General features: G+C 42.8%; 13 protein-coding genes. 11 read left to right on the top strand and 2 right to left on the bottom strand.

The features are described from left to right. Positions 1-11: 11 nt before the first annotated feature. A complete protein-coding gene (locus ACHUGF_RS01860; protein ID WP_394129067.1) occupies positions 12-893 on the bottom strand; it encodes a TolB family protein in 882 nt (293 codons plus the stop codon). Positions 894-1276: 383 nt separating this feature from the next. Here ACHUGF_RS01860 and ACHUGF_RS01855 point away from each other — a divergent pair, with 383 nt between their 5' ends. Together ACHUGF_RS01855 and ACHUGF_RS01850 are read left to right on the top strand one after the other, a co-directional pair. Then, on the top strand, positions 1277-2209 hold the full coding sequence (locus ACHUGF_RS01855) for a LysR family transcriptional regulator (RefSeq protein ID WP_394129066.1): 933 nt from the start codon (positions 1277-1279) through the stop codon (positions 2207-2209). Between the two features lie 164 nt (positions 2210-2373). Beyond that, positions 2374-3498, top strand: a complete 1125-nt coding sequence (locus ACHUGF_RS01850) for an alpha/beta hydrolase fold domain-containing protein (protein WP_394129065.1) — start codon at positions 2374-2376, stop codon at positions 3496-3498. Between the two features lie 545 nt (positions 3499-4043). On the opposite strand, the gene metH is transcribed toward ACHUGF_RS01850, so the two are convergent. Next, positions 4044-7790: a methionine synthase gene (metH, locus tag ACHUGF_RS01845; RefSeq protein ID WP_394129064.1), complete on the bottom strand. Its 3747-nt coding sequence runs from the start codon at positions 7788-7790 to the stop codon at positions 4044-4046. 307 nt (positions 7791-8097) lie between these two features. Here metH and ACHUGF_RS01840 point away from each other — a divergent pair, with 307 nt between their 5' ends. The 9 genes from ACHUGF_RS01840 to ACHUGF_RS01800 all read left to right on the top strand — a co-directional run bounded on the left by ACHUGF_RS01840 (position 8098) and on the right by ACHUGF_RS01800 (position 17619). Beyond that, entirely contained in the window at positions 8098-8892 is a 795-nt protein-coding gene (locus tag ACHUGF_RS01840; protein ID WP_394129063.1) for a histidine phosphatase family protein, read from the top strand. A 327-nt stretch (positions 8893-9219) separates the two neighbouring features. Then, positions 9220-10035, top strand: coding sequence for an ABC transporter ATP-binding protein (locus ACHUGF_RS01835; protein ID WP_394129062.1), 816 nt, complete (start codon positions 9220-9222; stop codon positions 10033-10035). Positions 10036-10046: 11 nt separating this feature from the next. Next, positions 10047-11105 (top strand): FecCD family ABC transporter permease, encoded by a 1059-nt coding sequence (locus tag ACHUGF_RS01830; RefSeq protein ID WP_394129134.1) that lies wholly within the window; start codon positions 10047-10049, stop codon positions 11103-11105. Between the two features lie 118 nt (positions 11106-11223). Continuing rightward, on the top strand, positions 11224-12273 hold the full coding sequence (cobT, locus tag ACHUGF_RS01825; RefSeq protein ID WP_394129061.1) for a nicotinate-nucleotide--dimethylbenzimidazole phosphoribosyltransferase: 1050 nt from the start codon (positions 11224-11226) through the stop codon (positions 12271-12273). A 107-nt stretch (positions 12274-12380) separates the two neighbouring features. After that, a complete protein-coding gene (locus ACHUGF_RS01820; RefSeq protein ID WP_394129060.1) occupies positions 12381-13166 on the top strand; it encodes an adenosylcobinamide-GDP ribazoletransferase in 786 nt (261 codons plus the stop codon). Beyond that, entirely contained in the window at positions 13166-13807 is a 642-nt protein-coding gene (gene cobU / locus ACHUGF_RS01815; protein ID WP_394129059.1) for a bifunctional adenosylcobinamide kinase/adenosylcobinamide-phosphate guanylyltransferase, read from the top strand. The genes ACHUGF_RS01820 and cobU overlap by 1 nt, the downstream gene beginning before the upstream one ends. A gap of 90 nt (positions 13808-13897) precedes the next feature. Then, positions 13898-14509, top strand: a complete 612-nt coding sequence (gene cobO / locus ACHUGF_RS01810) for a cob(I)yrinic acid a,c-diamide adenosyltransferase (protein WP_394129058.1) — start codon at positions 13898-13900, stop codon at positions 14507-14509. 326 nt (positions 14510-14835) lie between these two features. Further along, positions 14836-15150: a hypothetical protein gene (locus ACHUGF_RS01805; protein WP_394129057.1), complete on the top strand. Its 315-nt coding sequence runs from the start codon at positions 14836-14838 to the stop codon at positions 15148-15150. 423 nt (positions 15151-15573) lie between these two features. Continuing rightward, entirely contained in the window at positions 15574-17619 is a 2046-nt protein-coding gene (locus ACHUGF_RS01800) for a hypothetical protein (protein ID WP_394129056.1), read from the top strand. The last annotated feature ends 6 nt before the right edge of the window (positions 17620-17625 follow it).

The following is a 17625-nucleotide window of genomic DNA, read 5'->3' as shown; positions in this document are numbered from 1 at the left end:
TTAGAAGCAGCTTATTGTGCGTTTAGCAGGCTCGCTAGTTTTATTTGATAAAGGTTGCCACGGCCATTTTCAATTCGAGTAAAAAATAGGTATTGGCCATCAGGTGAAATGATCGGGGTAAACTCATGTTCGGCCGTATTGACCTTATTTCCTAGGCTTTTCGCAACCGACCATTGGCCGTTGGTTTTGGTTGAAATATATAAGTCGCCATTACCAACACTATCGGCACGACCTCTGAGACTAAAGATAATCGTATTGCCATCACGCGATACTGCTGAGTCACCTATACTGCCACTTTCGCCATAAATATGTGATGGCAGAGCTTTAGGTTCTGTAAAGCCAGTTGCGCTAGGTTTTGCCACATACATAGCGCGTTCATTGTTTCTAAAAGACGGGAAATATAAATCGCCACTATCTGTTAATGATGGGTATAAGTCCATCGCTTCTGAGTTTATGTCCGCTAAGTATTCCGCTGTTAGCCATTGACCATTTTTCTTTGTAGAGCGCCAAATGTTCACTTCTTTGGCTTCGTCAGTGGTATTGGGAATAGGCCTTTTTGAGACGAAATACAGTTGACTATAATCACTGCTGTAAAAAGGGTCAGCATCGAGATAATCACCAGAAATGCTTAACGCTGTGGGTGCTTGCCATTGACCATTTTTGTAATCAGATTGCATCATGGTGCACATGCTGAAATCATCATGGCAGCGAGCAAAAATGACATTGTCACCTGCTTGGTTAAACACTGTGTTGATTTCAAAATGATCTTTAGTTGAAATCACATCAGGTGCAAATTCTACCGCTTGGTTTTCTGCAGCTGCATTAAAGTAGGGCAGTGTGCTTGCTTGTAGATTGAAGCTTAAAACTAAAGCCACCAACAATACTCTGAACATAGTCAATTTTCCTTTTCACTGTGAATTCCCCTTGCATATAACTCAATAACACTTTTACAATCCATAGAACCAACCTGCACAGCTCAGAAGCTTGTCTGTAATGGTTTCTACTCGCTCTCAGTGCGTTCGAATAAGCTAAAGCGGGGTGATATTTAGGTTGTTGGCGCAGGAGAATACCTATGTTTGTTGTAAAAATCTACACAAATGTGAATTTTGATTCATGTTTTGTTTTGTGGAAATTTGCCTCGGTGCATTCAGATATTGCTTTGCAATTAACTCAAGTCGGAATTTATTTAAACTCAATTTGAATTAACACCGAGTGCTTTAGTTTTAGGAGGGATAATTAAGTTTACTCTGACCCCACTTATTTAAGGCAGGACGCAATGAAAAACGAACTAAGTGAGTTAGATCTCAACCTACTGAAATTACTAAAAGCCGTTGTCGAAACCCGCAATACACACAGTGCGGCAGAGCAACTTGGGATTTCACAAACCAGTGTCAGTAGAGGTCTTGCAAAGCTACGTGAAACATTCGGCGATCAGTTGTTTATTCGTAAAGCCCACGGCGTAGAGCCCTCTGAGTTAGCCGAAAAGCTTGCCGAGGCCGCAGATGAGATGTTGACGCCGCTACAAAAAGTGCTCGATTCCTATCAGCAGTTTGAGCCATTAGCATTCGATGGGGAAGTCACTGTCGCCATGAATATCTACTTTTTGGAGTTATTTGGTGATGGACTTTTCTCTGCAATAAAGCATGCACTGCCTAACGCTAGCGTGAAGATGGTTTATTGGCAGGAAGATACCTTATCTGAAGTGCTTAGTGGTCATGTCGATTATCTTATTCACTTTGCTAAGTTCCCGCTTCCTCAAGAAGTTTATCAACATAAACTCCATGAGATAACACTGGGCTTAGTCGCAAGGCGGGAGCACCCTGTGCTTTCTATCTCCAGTGACTGGGAAGCGATCCACCACCTGCCTGTGACGCGACTCATCATCGATGGTGTTAACTCCAAACACTCCCCTATTGAAGCGCTGTATCAGAGTAAAGGTTATCAAGCTCAATTTTCCCTAGTAACCCATAGTGTGCGGATACTGCTTAACCAGCTAAAACACTCAGATGCTATCATGTTTGGTAGCAGCTATATGGGCACACTCGATCCTGAAGTATCGACCTATCCTCTACCTTTACTTCCCAAAGAGCTTCGCTCACTGCAAGTTAACGGTGGCTACCTACAAACTAAGCGGGGCTTTCCCTTAAACCAGCTACTGCACCAAACAGTGCAGACATTTTTTGATGGAGTTATTCAACCCGAGCCTTAACCAGTAGCTTATCTAACCCAATCTTGACTGCAACGCTATGCAGATATGAATTTCTCCAATTCATAGGATTATTTTATAGGATCGACATAATGCCTCTATCGACGCGATAACTGATGAGTTCACTCTCCCTTATCGCAGTTTAATTTAGTCAATAGAGGCCCATTATGAAAAAGAGATCACTACTTGTAACTTTGATTGCACTGATGCCACTGTCTGTATTAGCAAGCGGTCAAAACCCATTGCTAACATCCGAAAAGTCCTTGCCAATTCCTTTCCATGCAGCGGAGTCGATTCAAAACCTATTGAAGGTTGCGCCAGCTCCCCAAAGCCGAGAAACGGCAAAACAGGTGAACCTGCCAAAGACAGAGCAAGAGTGGAAAGATTTTGTGGTTGAGTTCGATCGTAATGGAATTGAACAGGGCCGAAGTGTGGCTAAGGAGTTCAATGTAGAGTACAAAGTCACACACATTGCTGGTGTAGAGGTATACCAGTTAACTCCGTCCACTATAGCTAAGGAGAATAAAAATAACCTCTTTCTCCATATCCATGGCGGCGCGTGGTTATTCGGTGGAGGCGACTCACTCCTTCGAGAGGCGGCATTGACGGCGCACAAACTACAGATGAGCGTTATCTCAATCAATTACCGTAAGGCTCCGGCTCACCCTGCACCAGCGGCACTCAATGACATCATCACAGTTTGGGACACGTTAATTCAACAGCGTCAAGCTGACTCCATCATGATGGGAGGCACCTCAGCGGGGGGCAACTTAACCGCGGCTGCAACACTACGAATGCAAGATCTTAATATGCCGACACCAGGGGCACTATTCATCGGCACACCCTCGGTCGATCTGGTTGAGACACTCGATAGCCGTCACATTAATGATGGTGTTGACGCTATCCTTGGAAGCTGGAACGGCATCCCAGAGGCAAGTGTTGCACAGTACATTGCAGACTTAGACCCGAAAAGCCCCTACCTGTCACCGATTTATGGGGAGTTCATCGCTTTTCCGCCAACGATTTTAGTCAGCGGCACCCGCGACCTACTTCTGAGTGACACAGTGCTTCTGCACCGCGCTATCCGCGATGCGGGCTCTGAGGCGGACCTGCATATTTATGAGGGGCATTCCCATGGTTTCTACATCATCCCAGGTAAGGATAGAACAAACTTCTACGGTGAAATGAACCGCTTCTCTGATAAGCACCTTGCTCGATATTCAGCAGTTGCACCCACTGAGGTTAATGCAACTTTTAACCTTGAAAACCTAATGATTTCAGAAGGTCGCTGATACAAATTTTGCATGAAGTAGGCCTATATATGCAAGATACGAGAATTAAGTGGGGTCAGAGTAAACTTAAGTAAAAGCTAAAATTAATTGGGGTCAGAGTAAACTTAAGTAAAAGCTAAAAGTAACGCCACTTTCTTTGCGGCCTCAATTCAATGAGAACATTCACAACTAAGTGGGGTCAGAGTAAACTTATAACCCTTAATGATAAAACACCGCTGCAGCCTCCAATATTCCCCGTTCCAAGTTGCTGAAATACGCATATAAAAATACCGTATAACCATCATGGTCTTTCTCGTGCATCCATGCACTTCAAGACATTCAGACATCCTGCCTATCAGATGATGGTTAAAGCTCGGGGGCACATGGATGTGCCGTATAAGGTCTTTTTATTGAAGTATGAAGCTTATTCGCTTTGAAAGAATAACTTGGTTGGGGCGGCAAGGGAGATCCAAGAGGGGATTGCTGTTGATCCCCTCTTGGCCAGTGCAGGGTGGAACCCTGCGATCAACATCCAAACGAAGTTTGGAAATAGAGTAACTTTATGATTACTCAGGATCATAATCCAACACAGGTGCTAACCACTTTTCAGCTTCTGTAACCGTCATGCCTTTACGCTTGGCGTAGTCTTCAACCTGATCTTTACCAATATTGGTCACCCCAAAATAACGTGATTGTGGGTGAGCAAAGTACCAACCTGATACTGCTGCAGTGGGGAACATGGCGTAGTTTTCAGTGATGTTCAAGCCAATGGTTTCATCAGGTTTGAGTAAATCCCACAACAAGCCTTTTTCGGTGTGATCTGGGCAAGCTGGATAACCTGGTGCTGGGCGAATGCCTTTGTACTTTTCACGAATTAACGCTTCGTTATCTAAACTTTCCTCTGCGTCATAGCCCCAGAACTCTTTACGCACACGTTCATGCATACGTTCTGCAAATGCTTCTGCTAAACGGTCAGCTAAGCATTTAAGCATGATGGCGTTGTAATCATCATGGGCAGCTTCAAATCGCTCAATATGTTCATCAATGCCGTGGCCTGCAGTGACTGCAAAGCCACCCATGTAATCGGCAACACCACTGTCTTTGGGGGCGACAAAGTCTGATAAACAGAAATTGTCATTACCGACACGCTCTAATTGCATACGTAAATGATGTGTGGTCATCAAAACATCTGAGCGTGATTCATCTGTGTAGAGTTCAATATCATCGTGGTTGACGGTATTGGCTGGGAATAAGCCAATCACGCCTTTGGCGGTGAGCCACTTTTCTTCAATGATGGTATTAAGCATGGCTTTGCCATCTTTAAAGAGCTTACGCGCTTCTTCACCGACCACTTTATCTTCTAAAATGTCTGGGAAGCGACCATGTAACTCCCAACTTCTAAAGAAAGGCGTCCAGTCGATACGATCGACTAAATCTTCTAATGGGTAATCGTCAAAGACTTGTTTACCTAGCTTGTTAGGTGTGAATGGGGTGTAGTTATCCCAATCGTGACGGCAACGATTTTCGCGCGCATCTGCAATGGAAACGATAGTTTTACGCTTGGTTTGCGACAGGCGCTTTTCACGCATGACATCATATTCTTGATAAGCTGCGTCAATGGTCGCTTGGCGAGTGTCTTTATTGATGAGTTTTGACACCATTGGCACTGCACGTGAAGCATCAGCAATGTAGATAGCGCCATGTGGATAATGCGGGGCAATTTTCACTGCGGTATGGATCTTTGAGCAGGTAGCGCCGCCAATGATGGCAGGGACAGATAAACCTTCACGTTCAAAGGTTTTCACATTGTGCACCATTTCATCAAGGCTTGGGGTGATCAGCCCTGACATCCCAATAATGTCGACTTTTTCCGCTTTGGCCACGTCAATGATTTTCTCAACTGGCACCATCACACCGAGATCGATCACTTCAAAGCCATTACAAGCCAGTACCACGCCGACAATGTTTTTGCCAATGTCATGTACGTCGCCTTTTACGGTGACCATGAGCACTTTACCGTTTGACTCACCTTCTACTTTTTCCTCTTCAATATACGGGTTGAGGTAAGCCACGGCTTTTTTCATTACACGGGCAGATTTAACCACCTGTGGTAGGAACATTTTACCTTCGCCAAATAGATCGCCAACCACATTCATGCCATCCATCAATGGCCCTTCAATCACATCCAGTGGGCGAGTGGCTTGTTGACGTGCTTCTTCTGTATCTTGATCAATGAACTCAGTAATACCTTTCACCAATGCATGAGATAGACGCGCATTAACTGGCAAACTGCGCCAAGCGAGATCTTCTTTTTTGGCCGCTTGTTTACCATCACCGCGGAACTTCTCAGCAATGTCGAGCAGTTGCTCAGTATTATTTGAATCTGCCACAGGGCAAGGTAAATTGAGTACCACGTTTTCAACTTTCTGCTTTAAATCGGGGTCAATATCATCATAAATCGCAAGTTGACCCGCATTAACAATACCCATGTCCATACCCGCTTTAATAGCGTGGTATAAGAACACCGCATGAATGGCTTCACGTACTGGGTTGTTACCACGGAACGAGAAAGACACATTCGACACACCTCCTGACACCATGGCGTGAGGTAAGTTAGCTTTAATATCTTTAATGGCATCGATGAAATCCACAGCATAGTTGTCGTGTTCATCAATACCTGTGGCGATGGCAAAGATATTAGGATCGAAAATAATGTCTTCTGGGGCAAAGCCGATTTCGTTGACCAATAGGTGATAAGCACGGCTACAAATTTCTGTTTTGCGTTCGCGGGTATCAGCTTGGCCAGCTTCATCAAATGCCATCACAATGGCGGCAGCGCCATAACGTTTCACTAAGGTCGCTTGCTCAATAAAGGCTTGTTCGCCTTCTTTCATCGAAATCGAGTTAACGATGGATTTACCTTGAACACATTTAAGCCCTGCTTCAATCACTTCCCATTTTGAAGAGTCAATCATGATGGGCACGCGAGAAATATCAGGTTCAGAGGCAATCAGGTTTAGGAACTTTTGCATTGAAGCCACGCCATCGAGCATGCCTTCATCCATGTTGACATCAATAATTTGCGCGCCGTTTTCAACCTGTTCGCGCACCACATCTAATGCTTCTTCAAACTTCTCTTCTTTAATTAGGCGCAAAAACTTAGCTGAGCCAGTCACATTGGCGCGCTCACCCACGTTAACGAATAGCGAGTTGCCATCGATAGTCAGCGGTTCCAAACCTGATAAGCGGCAAGCGACGGGAATATCTGGCAGTTTGCGCGGCGGGTGCAGTTTAACTGCATCGGCAATCGCACGAATATGCGCAGGGGTGCTACCACAACAACCACCGACAATATTGAGCATGCCTGATTGCGCCCACTCTTGAATAACCTCAGCCATTTCTTCTGGGGTTTCATCATAGCCGCCAAATTCATTAGGCAGACCCGCATTTGGGTGGGCAGATACATAGCATTCAGCAATGCGCGATAACTCTTCTACATACGGGCGTAATTCTTTTGGTCCAAGTGCACAGTTAAGACCAATCGATAATGGCTTAATATGGCGTAATGAGTTGTAGAAAGCTTCGGTTGTTTGACCGGTAAGTGTACGACCTGATGCATCAGTAATGGTGCCTGAAATCATCACAGGTAAGCGCTCACCAACTTGGTCGAAAACGGTTTCTACGGCAAATAACGCAGCTTTGGCATTGAGGGTATCGAAAATGGTTTCAACCATAATGATATCGGCGCCGCCTTGGATTAAGGCTGTTGTCGATTCAACATACGCTTTAACTAAGTCGTCAAAATGGATATTACGGTAACCAGGGTCGTTAACATCAGGGCTAATGGAACACGTACGGTTAGTGGGCCCTAACACACCGGCAACGTAACAAGCTCGGCCAGTTTCTTGGCTCACTTCATCTGCCGCTTGGCGGGCAAGCTTTGCTCCGTGCAAATTGATGGCGGACGAGTAGTCTTGCATGTCGTAATCGGCCATGGCGATAGTGGTGGCATTGAAAGTATTGGTTTCAATGATGTCACTGCCGGCCAATAAGTATTCTTTATGAATCGCTTTAATGATGTCAGGCTGAGTGAGCACTAACATATCGTTATTGCCTTTTACGTCACAATGCCAGTCTTTGAATTGCTCGCCACGGAATGCAGCTTCGTCAAGCTGGTAATCCTGGATCATGGTTCCCATAGCACCATCAAGAATTAAACAGCGCTGTTGTAATACTTGTGTGAGTTGTTCACTTGCTTGAGAGTTCACTACTTGAACTTGCGTGACCTGACTTTGGGAAGTCGTTTTTACCATGACGGATGACCTTCTTTATAATCTAATGCGTGTCGTGGGGTAACATGACCTTGTTGTATGTATCGCAAAGCAGCCTGTTTGGGCTGCAAGACAGCATAGCGTTTATTGGTTTTTAATGGGCATTAAACTGATGAAAAATACCCGTGTTAATTCTCAACTTGAATAAAAACCTTGTTACCCTGTCAATCTCACTGTCTCGAATGAAACAACACAGTGATGATTGTGAATTCTTATTAACGTTTGGACATATATACGTATAGACGTCCATAATAAGCGAGATACTAGCCCAAGAGCAAGAGTGAATCGAATGAAACAATTAAAGTTGTGGGTATTGCGCCACGGTCATTGCCAAGGTGGGCAAATATTACGTGGTAAAACCGATGTTGCTTTGTCTGAACAAGGTTGGCAACAAATGCAGCATGCATTGCATTCGCTACCTTGTGTGCCTGCTAAGGTTTACCACTCTCCGTTGCAGCGCTGTGCAAAGGTTTCACAAGTCTATGCAAAGCAACATGTTATTCAAGCCCAAGCCTTGAGCTGGTTATCTGAGATGGATTTTGGCGATTGGGATGGTGTTGAATTTGATGCCTTATATCAAGACTATCCTGATGAGGTGGAGCTATTCTGGCGCGAGCCTTGGTCAAAGGCTGTCACACCAAATAATGCAGAAACCATGGTTGAATTTGCTCAGCGGGTGACACACGGTTTTACGACATTATTGCAACAGTGCTTTGCTGATAACGACTTATTTTCCAACTCAGCATTAGATGCAAATGGGGGCTCAAACCCGCCCACCATGGATAAGGTGCCAACCCTCTTATTGGTGACTCATGGTGGGGTGATGAAGCTGTTAATGAATCAACTATTAGGCTTAGGTGAAAGTAATTCATTTTTCAGTCAGTTAAGCTTGCCGTATGCTGCGCAGCTTGAAATTGATGTGTTTTATGATGAATCAATTATGTCTGAGTCTAAGCTTCATTTAAGCGATGAAACTAACGCGATGTCGGGTGTTCAAGCAGCTAGCAAAATTGAAGACACGCAGTTTTTTGCCAAGCAAGGGCTGCAGTTTCAATTGCACTGGCCCAGTTTGATAACTGGTTAAGATTGATCATTAGCCACGTTTGCCAGCTGACCATGTATGAAAACAGAGCTAGAACCACAGCAAAGATGAGTCAGGTGTTTGTATGAAAAGTGTATTTTCTCATATGGTACAAATCTTTACTGTAAAAAACATTTTTGCCGATTGCCTTGGGGTATACTCTCAAGTCAAATGCAAGGCTTAGCCTTTAATAAACACTTTACATAATGGGAATCGGGCAACCCCGAACTGTACCCGCAACTGTGATGCAATAACTAATTTGCTTAGTCAGATACCAGTGTAAAGTGTGACGATTCAATACCTGAGCGGGTCTACTCAGGGGAGAAAATTATGTTAGCGTTACGCGTGACTAACTTGAGTTGGCAGGTTGCCAATGAACAAGTGTTGTCGCATATTCATTTCACTGTCGATAAAGGCAGTATGTTAGGTGTGATTGGCCCTAATGGGGCGGGTAAATCCAGCTTATTACGCTGTTTATATCGTTTTATTGTGCCAACTGAAGGCCGTATTGAGATATTTGGCCAACCGCTTGAGGATTATTCTGCACAGTCATTAGCGCAGCATGTCGCGGTAGTGCAGCAAGACACGCCTGTCACCTTAGATGTCACCACCGAGCAATTAATTGCCATGGGGCTCACGCCTCATAAAGCTATGTTTGCAAGGCAAACAGCGCACGATGATGCATTAATCACTCATGCCCTTGAGCAAGTGGGACTGACCCATAAAGCAAAACAAAAATTCAATCAATTATCAGGTGGTGAAAAGCAACGTGCACTGATAGCTAGAGCAATAGTGCAACGCCCACAATTGTTGATTTTAGATGAGCCCACCAATCATTTAGATATTCGTTACCAAATCCAAATTTTAGAACTAGTGAAGTCGCTTGGCATCACGGTGATTGCCTCAATCCATGACCTAAATCTTGCCAGTGCTATGTGTGATCAACTCTTGCTGCTCAAGCAAGGCACACTGAAGGTGACAGGTGAGCCTGAGCAGGTATTAACTGAAACTCAAATTTCTCAGGTATTTGATGTGTGTTGTCAGGTTACGCCGCATCCGCAGCATGGTAATCCATGTATCCAGTACTTTTATGGTTATCAGTCACAGCAAACGCACACAACAACTTTGCAAGGGGAGGCATCTTGAATATTCCTGTGATGTCTTCACGAAACTTTGTCATTAGTTGCATTGTCTTAACCGTGATAACCCTTATCAGTCCTTGGTTATCAGCCGGCATGGGCGCGGCAAACATAGGTTTTGCTGATGTTTTTCGAGCGTTACAAAACTTGTTTGTGGCCAGTGATGTGCAAGCAAACGCTGAGCAACAAATTGCTGAGCGTATTGTATTTGAACTGCGCATGCCGAGAATCATATTGGCCTTTATTGCCGGTGCAGGGCTTGCCATTGCAGGTAACGTATTACAGCTGGTCACACGCAACCCATTGGCCGATCCATACCTGTTCGGCATTAGCTCCGGAGCGGCTTTTGGCGCGGTAATCGTGTTTACCGTGTTTGGCAGTTTGTTTGATATTAATGCACTAACTCAGCTAGGTGCTAATCAATGGCATCTTGGACAATTTGTGTTGCCAATAGGGGCATTTATTGGCGCAGCAGCTTCTGTGTTATTGGTATTGTCATTGTCTGGTTTGGGTGTGAACCATCAGGTTGAGCGCATGTTGCTCTCTGGGGTTGCTGTGTCATTTATGTTTGGCGCGATGACCAGTTTAGTGCTGTATTTTTCAAGTCCGCAAGCTTCAGCTTCTGTGCTGTTTTGGACACTAGGGAGCTTTGCTAAAGCAAGCTGGGCTGGCTTGGTTATTCCTGCCACAGTAGTGCTTATTGCTTTAGGCATAATCGTGGCGAATAAACGTCATATTATTGCGCTGCAAGCGGGTGACGAAACGGCGCATACCTTAGGGGTGAACGTGGCTAAAATGCGCCTCAATATGCTGCTGTTATGTTCGCTTATCACTGCGGTATTAGTTGCCAGCTGTGGTGGTATAGGTTTTGTCGGTTTGATGATCCCCCATGTGGTGAGACTGTGTTTGCCCGGTCGACAACCTTTGGTGTTAACTGCCATCGTTGGTGGCTTATTTATGTTATGGATTGATGTGCTGGCGAGATGTATGCTGGCCAATCAAGAATTGCCAGTGGGTATTATTACCTCAGCAATCGGCAGTGTATTTTTTCTATTTATTTTACGTGGCCGTCATTAGGTTTTACGTGTTGAACACATGATAAATGACGCTCACTGTCATGTGTGTCAGCGAATAAGTTGTGTTTATTAATCTTGCAATTATGTCAGCGGGTTTATCCTGAAGTAGTGGAGATAAGATGTTTGCAGTAGATCCAGTGAGTCATCAATTTGATGATGATATCGACCATAAAATTAATCAAAAAACCAAACCAGTAGGTGCACTTGGACAAATAGAAACACTTGCAAAGCAAATTGCCAGAGTGCAATTGGCCACAGAGCCTCGCCAACGAAAGTTGAGTATTAATCAGCCCGCTATGTTGGTTTTTGCCGCAGACCATGGCATTGCCGCTTATGGTGTGTCGATAGCGCCGAGCGAAGTCACCACGCAAATGGTGCAAAATTTTGTGTCCGGCGGTGCGGCAATCAATGTGTTTTGTAAACAAATGGGCTTTGCACTAGAAGTGATTGACTGCGGTATTAAGCAAGCATTAGTGGGCGAGAAAGGGGTAACCAATAATCGTTTAGGTAATGGCACTCAAGCGATCCACTTAGCGCCTGCTATGACGTTTGAACAATTAAGAGACGGCTTTGCATTTGCAGAAGACGTAGTTGAAAGGCATCACTTGTCTGGCTGTAACTTAATCGCATTAGGCGAAATGGGTATTGGTAATACGTCATCTGCAGCGGCGATTATGGCATCGTTATTAGAACTTGATGTGCATAAGTGTGTGGGGCGTGGCACTGGCATTGATGATAAAACTTTTGAACGTAAAGCGGCGCTGATTAATGAAGCGCTGAAATTACACAAGCAGCATTTAATTTCGCCTGTGCACGTTTTAGCTTATTTAGGCGGCTTTGAAATCGTGCAAATGACCGGCGCAATCTTAGCCGCTGCAGAACGAAAAATGATGGTATTAGTCGACGGCTTTATTGCCACGGCTGCTGCCATTGTTGCAGTAAAACTGCACTCCAATGTACGCGAATATTTGATTTTTGCGCATCAATCAGAAGAGCATGGGCACAAATTGATGCTGCAGCATTTACAGGCTAAGCCTTTATTATCTATGGGCTTAAGGCTAGGCGAGGGCACAGGCGCAGCACTGGCATTACCGCTTGTTCAGGCAGCCGTTAATTTTTATAACGACATGGCTAGTTTTGATCAAGCCGGCGTACAAAACGTATCTTAATAGCGCAATATAACTGCTCTAGAATGCTTAGATAGCACAAACTAAGTTTGAGTAATCGATGATGCAACTGACATCAAATTGTTACCAATAACTTGATAAGGAAATGGATGACCACCACTGCCAGCCGCTTTAAGCAATTGAACTTATTATTAGTGGCCATTAGCTTCTTCACTCGGATCCCTATTCCGAGTTGGGTGAGTTTTGACAATGATAACCTTAATCGTGCCAGTCGCTATTTCGGTGTGGTAGGCCTGTTGGTGGGGGCAATCAGTGCCGCGGTTTTTTGGCTGAGTCAGTTAGTATTGCCGATTAGCGTTGCGATATTGCTGGCAATGATAGCCAGTGTATTGGTTACGGGTGGCTTTCATGAAGATGGTTTAGCTGATACTGCTGATGGATTTGGCGGTGGTTGGACGGTAGAGGCCAAGCTGGCCATTATGAAAGATTCTCGCCTTGGCACATACGGTGCGTTAGCGCTGGTATTGGCCTTATTATTGAAGTGGCAATTACTGGTGGAACTTGCTCTATATAGCCCATTAGTCGCTGCATCGGGGCTGGTGATTGCGCATTGTTTAAGCCGCGTTTTAGCTTCAAGTATGATTTTTTCGCAACAATATGTACAAGATACAGATGCCAGTAAAGTGCGGCCTGTAGCGAATCAGCAGCATGTGAGTGACTTATTTATCCTCTTGTTGACCGCATTATTGGTGTTAGCTGTCGTCGATGGCGTATTGGCTTTTGTGCTATTAATTGCCTTAGCTGGAATCAAGTTTAGTTTGTGCTGGTTCTTTAAACGCCAAATCGGTGGTTACACTGGGGATGCCCTAGGTGCAGCACAACAAGTGGGCGAGTTAGCCTGTTACTTAATTATATTGCTTGTGGGGTTTAATTAATGATCCAACTCATTTTAGGTGGTGCTCGTAGTGGTAAAAGTCGTTATGGCGAGTCAGTGGTTGCCGAGTTTGCTTGTTTAGGCCAACACTGTGTTTATGTGGCAACGGCGCTTGGGAATGATGATGAAATGCGCCAACGTATTGCAAAGCATCAATATGATCGCGCCCATGTGATTGACCCCAAGAGTAAGATTGATTGGCAATTGATTGAAGAACCGCTGTTTATTGCCGAAGCACTGCAAGCGATTGATGCGCCCAATCAAACCATTTTTGTTGATTGTCTCACCTTATTATTAACACAACATTTGCTCCGCGATGGTCAGGATGATCAACTATCAAGCTGGCTAAATGATGCCGCGACATCCCATGCTGCTCAGCAAGGCCAATTTGATGCATTGAGTGTGAGTTGGGAAGAACAGAAATCCCGATTATTAGCGGTACTACCCAGGTTACAAAGTAATGTGGTGCTAGTGAGTAATGAAGTCGGTAGCGGCATCGTGCCTTTAGGGGAATTGAGCCGAGATTTTGTTGATCAAGCAGGTTGGCTAAATCAAGCTATCGCTCAACTGGCAGATGAGGTCACATTGGTGGTAGCAGGCATGCCGCTGCAGTTAAAAGCCGCTAGCATTGATGAGCAATAAACTAATAACCAAATAAGCAAGTGACAAAAAACTAAAGTGAGCTAATGCGGCCGCTATTTAGAGAATAATTAAACGTATACAGGAAACACCATGACACAGGAACGTGAGCAGCAAAAAGCGCAGCGACATAAGCAAAGACAGCAAAAAGTAAAACAAGGCGTAGATGCCAAAATTGCCGCAGCAGATAAAGAGCAGGGTGTATTAGTGGTGCTCACAGGTAATGGTAAGGGCAAGTCGACGGCGGGATTTGGATCTGTTGCCCGCGCTGTTGGTCATGATCAAAAAGCGGCTGTAGTGCAGTTTATTAAAGGTACTTGGGCGTGCGGTGAGCGAAATTTACTTGAAAAAGCCGGTGTAGCATTCCATGTCATGGGCACAGGCTTTACTTGGGAGACCCAAGATAGAGAAAAAGATACGCAAGCGGCCATGGAAGCGTGGGAGCAGGCTGAAACGTTACTGCAAGATGACACCATTAACTTAGTCTTATTAGACGAGTTAACTTACATGGTAAGTTACCACTACATTGAACTTGAACGGGTATTAACCGCCCTGAAAAACCGCCCTAAAATGCAACATGTGATCATAACTGGCCGTGCCTGCCATCGCGATATTATTGAACTTGCTGACACGGTGAGTGAGGTGCAACCCATCAAACACGCCTTTAATGACGGCGTAAAAGCACAGTTAGGCTTTGACTATTAACTGTTAATTATCGCTAGTGAACGATGGCGAGTGAATTAAGCAGCCAACCTCTTTAGAGCATTATCTAAAGAGGTTTTTTTCAAAAATGTTAACCAGCGAGCTTTAAGGCCCGATGCCGTGATGGTGTATTTACATTCTTTCATACCATATAAATGAGCTTACTCTTTTAGATTAAAGTTGAACAAGCCAAAAAGGGCTGCTAAGTTAATAAAATTCTTCATTAAAAATTGTGATTTATCAGTTTAGAAAACAAGGTTTATCGAAATGTTCGATAATATGAAATAATTATAATTGGTAAGTAGGATGACTTACTAAAAGGATAACTAATGGATTGGTTGAAAGAGTTTTCGGAACACTACCTTACTAATACTTTTATGTTACTGAGTTTTGGTTTTACTTCGGTAGTTTTGATTAGCGTACCATTCTTTACTGAATTTTCCTGGAATATTGTCATTATCTTGGTCAACCTAGGGTTTTGGTTATACTTATCTGCGAGTATTCCAAGTAACCTACTTGGCTCAGGAAACAATAACTGCAATATAAAGTGCTTGTGCTGCTTTACTCTTCCTCCTTATTTACTCTTCGATTTTTATTTATCTAAATTGGCTGTTGGCAATACTATTTCTGCAGGGGTTTATTAGTTGGTGAAACAAGTGGTGTCACATTTATTGGTGTAATAATCTTAATTTTTTGATTTTGCAGTGGAATTTATATTTGCTTTGCTGGCTGATATTGAATATCAAGTTTACAGTTTTATGCCTATAAGCATGTAAGTAAACCGTATTGAAGGTTATTTTACATAACTCAGTCTATATATCACGATAATCAATGATTTAAAAGTTTTTGGTTGGTTTTATATTGCTGCTAAGTTTAGCAATTTTTTAATTAAGAACATAAACAATAAGGAGGTTGTGTGAAAAGGGAACTATGTTTTAAAGAAGGGGTGAATCAATACGGAATTCATGTTTTATGTCGTTGATACCCGTGATTTAAGTGTTAAAACGATAATTGATAATGTATTTAAATTTTAATAAATGGATTATATAAACCTGTTTGGAAGAATGATGATAAGAAAATTAACATATTGTTGCTTGGTCATTATCACAATGGCTTGTTCAAATACTAACCAACATGTTATGTATAAAACAGACATAGAATCAGAAAAAAAGTTAGGTCCCTATTTACGGGCAATAAATAAAGGAGATGAAGTTTTAGCACTAAAGTTACTAAAGAAATCAGCAGAAGCTGGTGTTCCTGAAGCCCAGTTAGAACTTGGCTTTCGATACGATATCGGTAGTTTAGGTTTGGTTGAAAACAATAAGCTGGCATTTAAGTGGTACTCAGAGGCAGCTAGAAATAACCAAGCAAAAGCTTTTTATAATTTGGCAGCTTTTTATCGAGAAGGCGAATATGTATCGCAGAACTATGACAAAGCTATTGAATACTATGAAAAGTCAATTTCTGGGGGCTATGAAGATGGTAAATGTGAACTTGCAGATCTGTATCTGGGAGAAGGTCAATATAAGAATGTAGAACTCGCCATGTCTCTTTCACTTGAAGGAGCTATGTATCAACTTCCAACTTGTTATTTAAACATAGGTGTAATATATGATTTTGAAAAAGGTGATATAGAGTCAAGTATTCCTTGGTATATTAAAGCTGCAAATTTAAGTGAACCTGAAGCTCAATATTATTTAGGACTATTTTATACATTAGGTGAAGGAGTCGAAAAAAATGTACCAAAAGGCATAGAGTACCTAGAGTTATCAGCTCAACAAGACTACAGAAAAGCTTATGCGCGATTAGCTAAAATTTATAATAATGGCTGGGGTGTCCCTGTAGATTTAAAGAAGGCTATTTCTCTATACACTGAAGCTGCGGCATTGGGAGATGGAGCTTCGCAAGCCGATTTAGGATATAAATATGAATCCGGAAACGGAGTTGAAAAAGACCTTTCTAAGGCATTTTATTTGTATCAGCTTTCAGCTGCACAAAAAAATGCTCAAGGACTCAATAATCTTGCAACATTTTACTTTAATGGTATAGAAGTTCCTATAGATAAAAGTAAGGCGATTAAACTATATACAGAAGCTGCGGAGCTTGATAATGATTATGCCTTAATGAATTTGGGGGTTATATATAGGTTTGGAAATGGTACCGGTAAAAATTCTGAACTCGCATATAATTACTTTAAGAAAGCTGCTCAATTGGACTATTACAAAGCCAATAAACATTTGGGAGAAATGCTATATAAAGGGGAAGGTGTACAACAAAATCATTATAAAGCTATTGAGTATTTAGAGAAAGCATCAGCTGCAGGTTATAACCAATCCAGTTATTACCTTGGTAAGATATATTATGAAAGTTCTGCAATTCCACAAGATAAAGAAAAAGCAATTCATTATCTTGAAGTTTCTTATAGTCAAGGCAATTCCAATGCAGCTGCATACCTTGGGTGGTTATATTATTTTTCGACTGATGACAAACAGCCTTCATTAGCAGTGGAATGGTATGAAAGGGCTTTAGCGTTAGACAATGATGTTGTGAAAGAAGTTTTAGCTGTTTTCTATTTTAACGGTATAGGTGTATCTAAGAATGAAAAAAAAGCATTAGCTTACTTTACTGATACAGCTAATAGAAAGGGATTGGACTCTAATTATTACATTGCTCGAAAGCTATTTAGTGGAAGAGATATTGATAGAGATTATAAACGTGCTAAATACTATTTTGAATTAGCAGCTAAAGATAACCATGCTGAGTCTATTAATAACCTTGGTGAAATATTTAGGTTTGGTTATGGTGTTGATGAAGATATTGCAAAGGCAATTGAATTGTACGAAAAATCTGCTTCTTTGAACTCAAAATATGCGATGTTCAATCTGGGGGAAATATACCGTGATGGTACAGGAGTGGATGTTGATTTAGTAAAGTCGATTTCATGGTTTCAAAAGTCAGCGCATAAAGGGTTACCTGCAGCACAGTTTGAACTGGGCAAGCTGTTTATTAGCGGTGTGGGTGGAAGTATAAATGTTGAAGAAGGAAGAAGATTAATTCAACTTAGTGCCGATGCGGGTTTTGAACAAGCCAAAAAACTCATGGAAGAGTTGTGAATTAAT

It is taken from the genome of Shewanella maritima, assembly GCF_043643735.1.
Classification (GTDB): Bacteria; Pseudomonadota; Gammaproteobacteria; order Enterobacterales; family Shewanellaceae; genus Shewanella; species Shewanella maritima_A.
The sequence above is the reverse complement of the archived record's forward strand: the minus strand, read 5'-3'. Positions and strand labels throughout refer to the sequence as shown.

Bases quoted from the DNA above. Each gene is read 5' to 3' on its own strand.
- cobU (WP_394129059.1), top strand. From the start codon at position 13,166: ATGATCCAACTCATTTTAGGTGGTGCTCGTAGTGGTAAAAGTCGTTAT.
- cobO (WP_394129058.1), top strand. From the start codon at position 13,898: ATGACACAGGAACGTGAGCAGCAAAAAGCGCAGCGACATAAGCAAAGA.
- ACHUGF_RS01840 (WP_394129063.1), top strand. From the start codon at position 8,098: ATGAAACAATTAAAGTTGTGGGTATTGCGCCACGGTCATTGCCAAGGT.
- ACHUGF_RS01855 (WP_394129066.1), top strand. From the start codon at position 1,277: ATGAAAAACGAACTAAGTGAGTTAGATCTCAACCTACTGAAATTACTA.
- ACHUGF_RS01835 (WP_394129062.1), top strand. From the start codon at position 9,220: ATGTTAGCGTTACGCGTGACTAACTTGAGTTGGCAGGTTGCCAATGAA.
- ACHUGF_RS01805 (WP_394129057.1), top strand. From the start codon at position 14,836: ATGGATTGGTTGAAAGAGTTTTCGGAACACTACCTTACTAATACTTTT.
- ACHUGF_RS01850 (WP_394129065.1), top strand. From the start codon at position 2,374: ATGAAAAAGAGATCACTACTTGTAACTTTGATTGCACTGATGCCACTG.
- ACHUGF_RS01860 (WP_394129067.1), bottom strand. From the start codon at position 893: ATGTTCAGAGTATTGTTGGTGGCTTTAGTTTTAAGCTTCAATCTACAA.
- ACHUGF_RS01800 (WP_394129056.1), top strand. From the start codon at position 15,574: ATGATAAGAAAATTAACATATTGTTGCTTGGTCATTATCACAATGGCT.
- ACHUGF_RS01830 (WP_394129134.1), top strand. From the start codon at position 10,047: ATGTCTTCACGAAACTTTGTCATTAGTTGCATTGTCTTAACCGTGATA.
- ACHUGF_RS01820 (WP_394129060.1), top strand. From the start codon at position 12,381: ATGACCACCACTGCCAGCCGCTTTAAGCAATTGAACTTATTATTAGTG.
- metH (WP_394129064.1), bottom strand. From the start codon at position 7,790: ATGGTAAAAACGACTTCCCAAAGTCAGGTCACGCAAGTTCAAGTAGTG.
- cobT (WP_394129061.1), top strand. From the start codon at position 11,224: ATGTTTGCAGTAGATCCAGTGAGTCATCAATTTGATGATGATATCGAC.